The following is a 12,419-nucleotide window of genomic DNA, read 5'->3' on the forward strand; positions in this document are numbered from 1 at the left end:
TGGCTGACGGTTTGCATTCGCCCGAATAAGCGGGCAATTGTCGCCCAAGCCCGGAGCCCGGGGATGAAAAAAGCGCCAGTCATCACGGGGATGACCGGCGCTTTGCTGCGCTGGATCAAGCCGTCAGGCGGCTTGATGGCGGCCGGTATCAGGCTGCCAGCAGGATGCGCAGCATGCGGCGCAGAGGCTCTGCAGCACCCCACAGCAACTGGTCGCCGATCACGAAGGCCGAGACGTACTCGGGGCCCATGTTCAGCTTGCGCACGCGACCCACGGCCACTTCCAGGCCGCCGGTGGTGGCAGCAGGAGTCAGCTCCTTGACGGTCTCGGCGCGGTCGTTGGCCACGAACTTGACCCAGGGATTGCCGGCCTTGATCAGGGCTTCGATCTCTTCCAGGGGCAGATCCTTCTTCAGCTTCAGGGTCAGAGCCAGGCTGTGGCAGCGCATGGCGCCAATGCGCACGCACAGGCCGTCGACGGGGATGGTGGCTTCGGTGCCGAGAATCTTGTTGACTTCGGCCTGGCCCTTCCATTCTTCCTTGGACTGGCCGTTGGGCAGCTGCGCGTCGATCCAGGGGATCAGGCCGCCGGCCAGGGGCGCGCCGAAGAATTCGGTGGGTACATCTTCGCGGATGGTCTGGGCGACCTTGCGGTCGATTTCCAGAATCGCCGAAGCAGGAGTCGCCAGCTCGTCGGCGACGGCGGCGTGCACCACGCCCATGCCCTTGAGCAGCTCGCGCATATGGTTGGCACCACCGCCCGATGCGGCCTGGTAGGTCATGGAAGAGACCCATTCCACCAGACCGGCCTTGAACAGACCGCCCAGACCCATCAGCAGGATGGAGTTGGTGCAGTTGCCGCCGATCCAGTTCTTGCCGCCGGCGGCCAGCTTTTGCTGGATCAGGTCGTCGTTGACGGGGTCCAGCACGATGACGGCGTCGCCCTCCATGCGCAGCGAGGAGGCCGCGTCAATCCAGTGACCGTTCCAGCCGGCAGCGCGGATCTTGGGGAAGACTTCCTTGGTGTAGTCGCCACCCTGGCAGGTGATGATGATGTCGCACTTGGACAGCTCGGCGATGTCGTTGGCGTCCTTCAGCTCGGTGTGCACGGTGGCCATGGCCGGAGCCCTGCCGCCGGCATTGGAGGTGGAGAAGAACACGGGCTCGATCAGTGCGAAGTCGCCTTCGGCCTGCATACGGTCCATCAGCACGGAGCCGACCATGCCGCGCCAGCCCACCAAACCTACCAATTGCTTGCTCATTTGAAACGCCCTTTCAGTTTTGAAAACAGTAGCTTGAGACTGCTTCGGCCGGCTCGTCAGGGCCGGAAGGGGCGCGCGACGAACCGGGCTGGGTCAGCCTGTAATCGTCTTAATGGTGATTGCGCGCGCATTCACACCGGCAGTCTTTGCGGGTGTGACGATTTCGGGAGCGAAGGTGCGTGCGGCAAACATAAGAGTCGTCATTCTAGCGACTAGAGAAAAAGCTTGAAGAACTAAAAGCGCTTGAAACTCTAGTCAAAACGTCGAAATAAATGATTTATTTTTGACGTTTTGTTTTATTTGGTGCCGAAATTTGCGTCAAACCCAAAGCCGCCGCTTACGGCGGCGGCTGGGCTTCAGCGGTTTCGGTGCCTCAGACGCTGGCCAGGGCCTTGACCACGGCATCGCCCATTTCACGGGTGCTGACCTTGGTCGTGCCTTCGCTGTAGATGTCGGCAGTGCGCAGGCCGTCGGCCAGCACTTTTTGCACGGCGGCTTCGATCTTCTGGGCGGCTGCTTCCTGGCCCAGGCTGAAGCGCAGCATCATGGCGGCCGACAGAATGGTGGCCAGCGGGTTGGCGATGCCCTTGCCGGCGATGTCGGGAGCCGAGCCGTGGCTGGGTTCGTACAGGCCTTGCTTCTTGTCGTTCAGGCTGGCGCTGGGCAGCATGCCGATGGAGCCGGTCAGCATGGAGGCTTCGTCGGAGAGGATGTCGCCGAACATATTGCCGGTCACCACCACGTCGAAGCGCTTGGGTTCCTTGACCAGTTGCATGGCGGCGTTGTCCACATACATATGGTCCAGGGCCACGTCGGGGTACTGCTTGGCGACTTCGCTGACCACGTCCTTCCACAGCTGGAAGGTTTCCAGCACATTGGCCTTGTCCACGCTGGTCACGCGCTTGCTGCGCTTCTGGGCGGCCTGGAAGGCGACATGGGCGATGCGCTCGATCTCGGGGCGTGTGTAGCGCATGGTGTCGAAGGCTTCCTCGGCGCCGGGGAAATGGCCGTCGGGAGCCACACGGCGGCCGCGCGGCTGGCCGAAGTAGATGTCGCCGGTCAACTCGCGGATGATGAGGATGTCCAGGCCCGCCACCAGCTCGGGCTTGAGGCTGGAAGCGTGGGTCAGTTCCTTGTAGCAGATGGCGGGACGGAAGTTGGCGAACAGGCCCAGGGCCTTGCGCAGGCCCAGAATGGCCTGCTCGGGACGCAGGGGGCGGTCCAGCGTGTCGTACTTCCAGTCGCCCACGGCACCGAACAGGATCGCGTCGGCTTCCTGGGCCAGCTTCAGCGTGGCGGGAGGCAGGGGGTGGCCGGCAGCTTCGTAGCCGGCGCCGCCCACGGGAGCGGTTTCCATCTCCAGACCCAGATTCAGGGCCTCAAGCACCTTGACGGCTTCCGCGACGATTTCGGGACCGATGCCATCACCGGGCAAAACTGCAATCTTCATGATGTTCCTTTGATTAATTTGATAGCTACTAGCGCCTGTTATTCATAGATTTCAGATTGAATTAATGCTGATATGCATGAATAGAAGGCGCAAGCAGCTCATTTATGGGTAGCAACCTAAAAACAAGCACGCCCCAAACAAGGGGCATCAAGCAAGGGCCGCCCCGCAGCGAAGATGCCGTCCCCCTTCCGATGCAACGCATCGAGAAAGGGGGAAGCCGCGCAGCGGCTCAGGGGGTTACTTCTGAATCAACGTATGCGCCAGCCAGGGCTTTTGTGCCAGGCGCTCGGCTTCGAAGGCCTTGATCTTGTCGGCATGGCGCATGGTCAGGCCGATATCGTCGAAGCCGTTGAGCAGGCAGTACTTGCGAAAGGCGATGACGTCGAAGGCGATCTCTTCGCCCTGGGGCCTCAGGATCACCTGGCGCTCCAGGTCGATGGTCAGCTCGTAGCCGGGGAAGGCCGCGACGTCGTTGAACAGCTGGTCGATCGTGGCCTCGGGCAGCACGATGGGCAGCAGACCGTTCTTGAAGCTGTTGTTGAAGAAGATGTCGGCAAAGCTGGGGGCCAGGATGGCGCGGAAACCGTACTGGTCCAGGGCCCAGGGCGCGTGCTCGCGGCTGGAGCCGCAGCCGAAGTTCTTGCGCGCGATCAGGATGCTGGCGCCCTTGAAGCGGGGCTGGTTGAGCACGAAGTCGGGGTTGGGCTTGCGGTCGGCTTCGGGTACGCCGGGCTGGCCGGGCTGGTCCAGATAGCGCCATTCGTCAAACAGGTTGGGGCCGAAGCCGGTCTTCTTGATGGACTTCAGGAACTGCTTGGGAATGATGGCGTCGGTGTCGACGTTCTCGCGGTCCATGGGGGCGACAAGGCCCTTGTGCACGGTGAATTTTTGCATGGTGTGATTCCAGAATCTTCAGTCTTGGCGACGTTCGCGTCTTGCATCAGAGACGGCCAGCAAGGGCCGTCCCGCAGCAAAGGCCGTCGTCCCCCTTGGGGGAAGGCGCGCAGCGACTCAGGGGGTTACGCAAATTGACGGATGTCGACAAAGTGGCCGTGGATGGCTGCCGCAGCGGCCATGGCGGGGCTGACGAGGTGGGTGCGGCCACCGGCGCCCTGACGGCCTTCGAAGTTGCGGTTCGAGGTCGACGCACAGCGCTCGCCGGGCTCCAGGCGGTCGGCGTTCATGGCCAGGCACATGGAGCAGCCGGGTTCGCGCCATTCAAAGCCGGCGGCCTTGAAGATCTGGTCCAGGCCTTCGCGCTCGGCCTGTTCCTTGACCAGGCCGGAGCCGGGCACCACCATGGCCAGCTTGATGTTCTTGGCGACCTTCTGGCCCAGGTTCTTGACCATGGCCGCGGCTTCGCGCATGTCTTCGATGCGGCTGTTGGTGCAGGAGCCGATGAACACCTTGTCGACAAAGATGTCGTTGATGGGCTTGCCGGGTTCCAGTGCCATATAGGTCAGCGCACGTTCGATGGCACCGCGCTTGTTGGAGTCCTTTTCCTTGTCGGGATCGGGAACGGCGGCATCGATGCCCAGCACCATTTCAGGGCTGGTGCCCCAGGTCACCTGCGGCACGATGTCGGCGGCGTTCAGCTCCACCACGCGGTCGAACTTCGCATCGGCGTCGGAATGCAGTGTCTTCCAGTAGCTGACGGCGGCATCCCACTCGCCGCCCGTGGGCGCCAGGGGGCGGCCCTTGATGTAGTTGATGGTCTTGTCGTCCACGGCGACGAGACCGGCGCGAGCGCCGCCTTCGATGGCCATGTTGCAGACCGTCATGCGGCCTTCCACGCTCAGGTCGCGGATGGCTTCGCCGGCAAACTCGATGGTGTAGCCCGTGCCGCCGGCGGTGCCAATCTTGCCGATGATGGCCAGCACGATGTCCTTGGCGGTGATGCCGGGAGCGACCTTGCCGTTGACCTGCACCAGCATGTTCTTGGCCTTCTTGGCCAGCAGGGTCTGGGTGGCCATCACATGCTCGACCTCGGAGGTACCGATGCCATGGGCCAGCGCGCCGAAAGCACCATGGGTGGAGGTGTGGCTGTCGCCGCAGACCACGGTCATGCCGGGCAGGGTCGCGCCTTGCTCGGGGCCCATGACGTGAACAATGCCCTGGCCCTTGTCCATGAAGGGAAAGAAGGCCGCCAAGCCGAACTCGGCAATATTGCTGTTCAGCGTGGTGATCTGTTCCTTGCTGATGGGGTCGGCAATGCCGTCATAGCCGCGCTCCCAGCCGTCGGTGGGGGTGTTGTGGTCGGCCGTGGCCACGACCGAGCTGACGCGCCACAGCTTTCGCCCGGCCATGCGCAGGCCTTCGAAGGCCTGGGGGCTGGTGACTTCATGCACCAGATGGCGGTCGATATAGAGGACAGAGGTGCCGTCTTCCTCGGTGTGAACGACGTGCTCGTCAAAAATCTTGTCGTAGAGGGTGCGTCCCATGGTGGTCTCGTGAGGTTGGTTTGTTGGGAGAATTCTGTTGTTGCTTGATGCGATGTTTCAAGCTTTGGCACTGGCAGGGCAGAGGTGATCGACCAGCAGGCGGGTGGTCACCGGCAACGCTTCAAAGTCGCGCGCCACCACGCAGAGTTCGCGGTGTGCCCAGTCGTCGGTGAGCCGCAGGGCGCGCAGATGGCCCACGCCATGCATCAGCTCGAATGCGCGGTCGGGCAGCAGGCCCAGCCCCAGGCCGTTGTCGATCATGCGGCACATGGCGTCCAGGCTGGTGACCTGGATGCGCTGGTGCAGCGGGTGGCCGGCCTGAGCCGCGGCAGAGCGCATGGCCAGGCTGATGGAGGAGCCCGCATGCAGGCCGACGATGTCCCATTCCAGCACTTCCGTGAAGGCCACGCTCTCGCGATCGGCCAAGGCATGGCGCTCGGGCACGACGACGACCAGCCTGTCTTCGCGATAGCTGCGGTATTGCAGCGGCACATTGCCCTGGCTCAGTTGCACGGTGGCCTGCTGGCCTTCGCTGCTTCTGATATTGCCCAGCGTGCAGATGCCGATATCGGCCGTGCCCTCGGCCACCGCACTCAGCACGTCGGGGCTCAGGTGTTCCTGCGGGTCGATCTTGATCTGGCTGTGCTCGCGTGCAAACGCCCCCAGGTCCTCGGGCAGAAACTGCACGATGGCCGACATATTGGCGTGCATGCGCACATGGCCGCGCACGCCGTCGGCGTATTCGGAGAGCTCGCCCTGCATGCGCTCCAGCCCGTACAGCACATTGCGGGCATGGTGCAGCAGACTTTCGCCAGCCGGCGTCAGCGTCACGCCGCGGCTGTGGCGATAGAGCAGGGCGGTATCCACCGTCGCTTCCAGGTCGGACAGGCGCTTGCTGACGGCCGAGGCCGCAATGAACTCGCGTTCAGCGGCGCGGCCAATGCTGCCCAGTTCGCACACGGCGACGAACAGCTGAAGCGAGGTGAGATCGATGCGGCGCGCAAAACTGCGCTCTGAATTCTTCATGGGGTAGGCTCAAGTCTTCTCGTTTCGAGAAGTTTTCAGCATTTTTACCGATTAATTCAGGTGAATCCATCTTTGAATGAGATGTCTTGGTTGGCGATGGGTAAATTTTGACGATGGGTGATTTCTTGTTTTGCGATGACTTGGCATGAGCCGGAGCAGCAATGTGGCATTTGCCGGTTTCGCGTACTTGCATTTTCATAGCGCAGGCTCTAGATACTGGAATCGTGCAGGCCCGACCCGGCCTTGGGGCGCGGGAGGTCTTCCCGGCGCCAGGGTCCCGCATTTTTTACAAAGTAAATCGTCAGTAAAGCAGCCTGGAAGTACCGCTATTCGCTGCAAAAATGTGAGTTATGAGAGTTCCGAACCATCCGATGTCCGACAGTGAGCCTTCCGAGTTGCCAGCCCTGGCTTCGGCCGGGGCACCCCTCTTGAACCGCAGCCGCTGCTGGGGCCATGCCTGCCTGCTGGCGGCGGCCCTGGCGCTGGGTGGTGGCATGGCCCTGCCGGCTGCGGCCAAGGGCAAGACCCCGGCCAAGTCCAGCGCGGCCGCGCCAGCCAAATCGTCCAAGCCCGCCAAGAGCACGACTTCAGGCGCTGCCAAATCTTCAGCAGCCAAGGCCGGCAAGAAAGGGCGTGCCGGTCGCCATGCGGCGGCGGCCGGGGCTGCGGCAGCCGGTGCTGCGGCAGCCGCTCCGCTGGGCCGCGAGCATTGGACGCCGGAGGCCAGAAACAATCAGGCCGAGGATGCCAAGGAGCTGGCCGCCATGCGTGCCGAAGCCCAGACGGGCGATGCCAAGGCCCAGTATCTGCTGGGCTCGCGCTATCGTTTCGGCAAGGGCGTGAACCAGGATCTGGCCCAGGCCGTGCACTGGTACCGCCAGTCGGCCGAGCAGGGCTATGCGCCTGCGCAATCCGATCTGGGGGTGCTTTACGCGAATGGGCGGGGTGTGACGCTGGACGAGGCGCAGGCCGTGAGCTGGTACCGCAAGGCGGCAGATCAGGGCGATGGCATTGCGCAGAACAATCTGGGGCTGATGTATGCCGAGGGGCGTGGCGTGGCCGCAGACGATGCGCAGGCCGTGCAATGGTTCGAGCGCTCGGCCAAAAGTGGCGAGGCTGCGGGTCAGTACAGTCTGGGCGTGATGCTCTCCAGCGGCCGGGGCGTCAAGGAAGACGGGCGTGCCGCCCTGCAATGGTTTGAGCAGGCGGCCGAGAAAGGCCATGCCGATGCCCAGTACAACGCCGGCATGATTTATGCCGTGGGTGCTCTGGTGCCCCAGGATCTGACGCGCGCTGCACGCTGGCTGGAGAAGTCTGCCGGCCAGGGCAACGCGGCGGCGCAGTCGTCTCTGGGTTTTCTCTATGCCAACGGCCAGGGCGTGGCGCAGGATGCAGGCCAGGCGGCGCGCTGGTTCGATCGCGCAGCCAAGCAGGGCTACACGCTGGCGCAGTCGAATCTGGCGGCCATGTATGCCAGCGGCCAGGGAGTGCAGAAGGACATGGGCAGGGCCTATTTCTGGCTGACCATCGCCCAGGTCAAGGATCCCTCGCTGCAAAGCCGCATGCAGGTGGCCGAGCAGGCATTGAGCCCGTCGGAGCGGCTGAAGGTTCAGCGCGAGGTGCGCAGCTGGAAGCCGGGCAAGGAGTGATTCCCGTCCCCTGAAAAAAAGCCCATCAGGCGCATGGCCGATGGGCTTTTCTTGTGGAGCGTCAGTGCTTAGCTGAAGAAGCTCTTCAGGCGATCCGTCCAGCTCTCGCCACTGGGCGAATGCTTGGAGCCGCCTTTCTTGAGCGATTCATCCAGATCCTTGAGCAGCTTGCGCTGGTACTCGGTGAGCTTGACCGGGGTCTCCACCACGATGTGGCAGTAGAGATCGCCGGGGTAGCTGGAGCGAATGCCCTTGATGCCCTTGCCGCGCAGGCGGAACTGCTTGCCGGCTTGCGTGCCTTCGGGGATGTCGATCGCCGCCTTGCCCTGCAGCGTGGGCACTTCGATCTCGCCACCCAGGGCGGCGGTGATGAAGCTCACGGGGACATTGCAGTGCAGATCGTCGCCATCGCGCTCGAAGATGTCGTGATCCTTGACGCGAATCTCGATATAGAGGTCGCCTGCCGGGCCGCCATTGGTGCCGGGCTCGCCGTTGCCGGCCGAGCGGATGCGCATGCCGTCGTCGATGCCGGCGGGAATCTTCACTTCCAGCGTCTTCTGGCGCTTGACCTTGCCCTGGCCGCCGCAGGATGTGCAGGGCTCGGGAATGATCTTGCCCGTGCCACGGCAGTGCGGGCAGGTCTGCTGCACGCTGAAAAAGCCCTGGCGCATCTGCACCGTGCCCATGCCGTTGCAGGTGGAGCAGGTCTTGGTGCTGGTGCCGGGCTTGGCGCCGCTGCCACTGCAGGTGTCGCAGCTGTCCCAGCTCGGAATGCGGATCTGTGCATCCTTGCCCTTGGCGGCTTCTTCCAGGGTGATTTCCATGGAATAGCTGAGGTCGTTGCCACGGTAGACCTGACGGCCGCCGCGACCGCCGCGGCCGCCGCCGTTGAACATATCGCCAAAGATGTCGCCAAAGGCCTCGGCAAAGCCGCCGAAGCCCTCGCCGCCGCCCATGCCGCGGTTGGGGTCCACGCCGGCATGGCCGTACTGGTCGTAGGCCGCGCGTTTCTGGCTGTCGGAAAGCATCTCGTAGGCCTCTTTGACCTCCTTGAAGGTTTCCTCGGCTTCCTTGGCCTTGTCGCCCTGATTGCGGTCAGGGTGGTACTTCATCGCCAGCTTGCGATAGGCCTTCTTGATGTCATCGTCCGAGGCGCTTTTGGCAACGCCCAGAACTTCATAGTAGTCACGTTTGGACATGTGAGTTTTCGGTCGGATGGAACAGGAACGCCGCGCCAGCTCCTGGGAGCCCGGCGCGGCGGCAAGCGGTCAATGGTTTGAGGCCAGGACCTGCCCGCGCTTAGTCCTTCTTGACTTCCTTGACTTCGGCGTCAACCACGTTGTCGTCAGCGGCAGCCGAGGCGCCGGCACCGGCGGAGGCACCGGCTGCGGCAGCAGCGGCTTGGGCACCGCCAGCGGCCTGTGCGTCGGCGTACATCTTCTCGCCCAGCTTCTGGCTGGCCGTCATCAGGGCCGTGGTCTTGGCGTCGATGGCGTCCTTGTCCTCGCCCTTGAGCGCTTCTTCCAGTTCCTTGACGGCGGCTTCGATGGCGCCCTTTTCGGCGGCATCGAGCTTGTCGCCATGTTCGGCCAGGCTCTTGTTGACGCTGTGAACAGCAGCTTCGCCCTGGTTCTTGGCAGTCACCAGTTCCAGCTTCTTCTTGTCGTCGGCGGCGTTCAGTTCCGCATCCTTGACCATGTTCTGGATTTCTTCTTCCGACAGGCCGGAGTTCGCCTTGATGGTGATCTTGTTTTCCTTGCCGGAAGCCTTGTCCTTGGCCGACACGTTCAGGATGCCGTTGGCGTCGATGTCGAAGGTCACTTCGATCTGGGGCGTGCCACGCGAAGCGGGCGGGATGCCTTCCAGGTTGAACTCGCCCAGCATCTTGTTGGCGCTGGCGATCTCGCGCTCGCCCTGGAACACCTTGATGGTCACGGCAGGCTGGTTGTCTTCAGCCGTGGAGAAGGTCTGCGCGAACTTGGTGGGGATGGTCGTGTTCTTGCTGATCATCTTGGTCATGACGCCGCCCAGGGTCTCGATACCCAGGGACAGGGGAGTCACGTCCAGCAGCAGCACGTCGGAGCGCTCGCCACCCAGCACCTGGCCCTGCACGGCAGCGCCCACGGCCACGGCTTCGTCGGGGTTCACGTCCTTGCGGGGTTCCTTGCCGAAGAATTCCTTGACCTTTTCCTGCACCTTGGGCATGCGGCTCATGCCGCCGACCAGGATCACGTCGTTGATGTCGGAGACCGAGATGCCTGCATCCTTGATGGCGGTGCGGCAAGGCGCGATCGTGCGTTCGATCAGGTCGTCCACCAGCGACTCCAGCTTGGCGCGGGTCAGCTTGATGTTCAGGTGCTTGGGACCTGTGGCATCGGCGGTGATGTAGGGCAGGTTGATGTCGGTCTGTGCGGAGTTCGACAGCTCGATCTTGGCCTTTTCAGCGGCTTCCTTCAGGCGCTGCAGAGCCAGCACGTCCTTGGACAGATCAACGCCTTGTTCCTTCTTGAACTCGTCGATGATGTAGTTGATGATGCGCTGGTCGAAGTCTTCGCCGCCCAGGAAGGTGTCGCCGTTGGTCGACAGCACTTCGAACTGCTTTTCGCCGTCCACGTCGGCGATTTCGATGATGGAGACGTCAAAAGTGCCGCCGCCCAGGTCATACACGGCCACCTTGCGGTCGCCCTTGCCCACCTTGTCCAGGCCGAAGGCCAGGGCAGCAGCGGTAGGTTCGTTGATGATGCGCTTGACTTCCAGACCGGCGATGCGGCCGGCATCCTTGGTGGCCTGACGCTGGGCGTCGTTGAAGTAGGCGGGCACGGTGATGACGGCCTCGGTCACGGCTTCGCCCAGGAAGTCCTCGGCGGTCTTCTTCATCTTGCGCAGCACTTCGGCGCTGATCTGGGGGGGAGCCAGCTTCTGGTCACGCACTTGTACCCAGGCGTCGCCGTTGTCGGCCTTGACGATCTGGAAGGGCATCAGGTCGATGTCCTTTTGCACCTCGGCTTCGGCGAACTTGCGGCCGATCAGGCGCTTGGCAGCGTAAATGGTGTTCTTGGGGTTGGTGACGGCCTGGCGCTTGGCGGATGCGCCCACCAGGATTTCGCCGTCTTCTTGATAGGCGACGATGGAGGGGGTGGTACGGGCGCCTTCGCTGTTTTCGATCACGCGGGTGTTGTTACCCTCCATGATGGCGACGCAGCTGTTGGTGGTGCCCAGGTCAATACCGATGATTTTTCCCATAATTCTCTCCGTAATCTGTTGAATGTTTGCTTGATTCGTCACTTGTGGGCACTGCGGCCGGCTTCAAGAGCCGCCACTCACAAATTTTTGCCCTGACGGTGGGGTTATTGGTGTCTTTGCAGCTCAGCCCTGGGCCACGGTCACCAGCGCGGGACGCAGGATGCGGTCGGCGATCACATAGCCCTTTTGCAGCACGGCCACCACGGTGTTGGCGGGCTGGTCGGCGGGAACCATGGAGATGGCCTGGTGATGGTGAGGGTCGAACTTCTCGCCCGCAGCCGGGTTGATGGCCTGCACCTTGTTGCGTTCCAGGGCCGAAGTCAGCTGGCGCAGGGTGGCGTCCGAGCCTTCGCGCAACTGCTCGGGCGTGGCGTTCTGGATGGCCAGGGCGGCATCCAGGCTGTCGATCACGGGCAGCAGGCTTTCGGCAAAGCTCTCGATGCCGAACTTGCGGGCCTTGGTCACTTCTTCTTCGGCGCGGCGGCGCATGTTCTCGGCGTCGGCCTTGGCACGCAGGTATTGATCGGCCAGTTCGGCGCTCTTGGCCTTGAGTTCTTCCAGCTCGGCCTGCAGACGACCCAGTTCGTCCGACGCATTGGCTGCCAGGGCCGCTTCCAGCTCCTCGGGGCTGGCGTCGTTGATGGTGTTGGGGTTGTGGTTCTCGGTCATAGTCGGTGAAGGTTTCTCAAAACTTAAGACAATCTGTCTTCCAGATGCGCTCCGGCTGGTCTATTTCAAGACCTGTGCCGCCCGATAAGGGCGAAGGGCGCAGCGGCTGAAGTGAGCCTGCAGGATTTGCGGAGCATTCTAGGAGAGTAAGTGCTTGTGATTTCAGGACCTCTCGCCTTGATTGACCGATGGTAATCGCAGGTTTATAGGCCCCCGAGTGTACAGATAGTCCGCCACTCGGCTAGAATCTCACGTTTTGCCTTGCCGCACCGCTACAGACGCAGTGGGCGGCGTTTACCCAAAAGGAGTCGTTATGCGTCATTACGAAATCATTTTGTTGATCCATCCGGATCAAAGCGAACAAGTTCCCGCGATGCTGGAGCGCTACAAGGGCATGATTGCTGCTGGTGGCGGCAAGGTGCACCGCGAAGAAGATTGGGGCCGTCGTCAGCTGGCCTACATGATCAACAAGCTCGCCAAGGCCCACTACCTGTGCCTGAACATCGAAGCCGACCAGGCTGTGATGGCTGAACTGGAACACGCCTTCAAGTTCAATGATGCCGTGCTGCGTCACCTGACTGTGCAGAAGAAGAAGGCTGATACAGCTGCTTCCGCCATGATGAAGAGCGTTGAGCGCGAAGAAGCCCGCAAGGCCAACCAGGCTGAGCACGCTTAATAGC

At 62.5% G+C, this 12,419-nt stretch carries 10 protein-coding genes; 2 read left to right on the plus strand and 8 right to left on the minus strand.

Annotated elements, in window-relative coordinates; all coding sequences use genetic code 11:
* Nucleotides 1–148: 148 nt before the first annotated feature.
* From asd to O987_RS05535, 5 genes are all read right to left on the minus strand, one after another.
* On the minus strand, nucleotides 149–1,261 hold the full coding sequence (gene asd / locus O987_RS05515) for an aspartate-semialdehyde dehydrogenase (protein WP_043371077.1): 1,113 nt from the start codon (nucleotides 1,259–1,261) through the stop codon (nucleotides 149–151).
* 373 nt (nucleotides 1,262–1,634) lie between these two features.
* On the minus strand, nucleotides 1,635–2,711 hold the full coding sequence (leuB, locus tag O987_RS05520) for a 3-isopropylmalate dehydrogenase (protein WP_003057936.1): 1,077 nt from the start codon (nucleotides 2,709–2,711) through the stop codon (nucleotides 1,635–1,637).
* Between the two features lie 237 nt (nucleotides 2,712–2,948).
* Nucleotides 2,949–3,605: a 3-isopropylmalate dehydratase small subunit gene (gene leuD / locus O987_RS05525; protein WP_003057935.1), complete on the minus strand. Its 657-nt coding sequence runs from the start codon at nucleotides 3,603–3,605 to the stop codon at nucleotides 2,949–2,951.
* A 125-nt stretch (nucleotides 3,606–3,730) separates the two neighbouring features.
* Complete coding sequence (gene leuC, locus O987_RS05530) at nucleotides 3,731–5,152, minus strand: 3-isopropylmalate dehydratase large subunit (RefSeq protein WP_043371079.1); 1,422 nt, start codon at nucleotides 5,150–5,152, stop codon at nucleotides 3,731–3,733.
* A gap of 57 nt (nucleotides 5,153–5,209) precedes the next feature.
* Nucleotides 5,210–6,178, minus strand: coding sequence for a LysR substrate-binding domain-containing protein (locus tag O987_RS05535; RefSeq protein WP_043371081.1), 969 nt, complete (start codon nucleotides 6,176–6,178; stop codon nucleotides 5,210–5,212).
* A gap of 371 nt (nucleotides 6,179–6,549) precedes the next feature.
* On the opposite strand from O987_RS05535, the gene O987_RS05540 reads away from it, so the two are divergent.
* The gene (locus O987_RS05540) at nucleotides 6,550–7,827 is read left to right on the plus strand and encodes a tetratricopeptide repeat protein (RefSeq protein WP_172671639.1); all 1,278 of its coding nucleotides are present in this window, start codon (nucleotides 6,550–6,552) and stop codon (nucleotides 7,825–7,827) included.
* Nucleotides 7,828–7,895: 68 nt separating this feature from the next.
* Here O987_RS05540 and dnaJ read toward each other — a convergent pair whose 3' ends face one another.
* The 3 genes from dnaJ to grpE all read right to left on the minus strand — a co-directional run bounded on the left by dnaJ (nucleotide 7,896) and on the right by grpE (nucleotide 11,739).
* Entirely contained in the window at nucleotides 7,896–9,026 is a 1,131-nt protein-coding gene (gene dnaJ / locus O987_RS05545; protein ID WP_003057927.1) for a molecular chaperone DnaJ, read from the minus strand.
* Between the two features lie 100 nt (nucleotides 9,027–9,126).
* The gene (dnaK, locus tag O987_RS05550; RefSeq protein WP_003057925.1) at nucleotides 9,127–11,070 is read right to left on the minus strand and encodes a molecular chaperone DnaK; all 1,944 of its coding nucleotides are present in this window, start codon (nucleotides 11,068–11,070) and stop codon (nucleotides 9,127–9,129) included.
* A gap of 123 nt (nucleotides 11,071–11,193) precedes the next feature.
* Nucleotides 11,194–11,739 carry a nucleotide exchange factor GrpE gene (gene grpE, locus O987_RS05555; protein ID WP_003057924.1) on the minus strand — a complete coding sequence of 182 codons (546 nt, stop codon included), beginning with the start codon at nucleotides 11,737–11,739 and terminating at the stop codon, nucleotides 11,194–11,196.
* Nucleotides 11,740–12,052: 313 nt separating this feature from the next.
* On the opposite strand from grpE, the gene rpsF reads away from it, so the two are divergent.
* The gene (gene rpsF / locus O987_RS05560; RefSeq protein WP_003057922.1) at nucleotides 12,053–12,415 is read left to right on the plus strand and encodes a 30S ribosomal protein S6; all 363 of its coding nucleotides are present in this window, start codon (nucleotides 12,053–12,055) and stop codon (nucleotides 12,413–12,415) included.
* Nucleotides 12,416–12,419: the final 4 nt, after the last annotated feature.

Origin of the sequence: Comamonas testosteroni TK102, assembly GCF_000739375.1 — a bacterium.
GTDB classification, from domain to species: domain Bacteria; phylum Pseudomonadota; class Gammaproteobacteria; order Burkholderiales; family Burkholderiaceae_C; genus Comamonas; species Comamonas brasiliensis.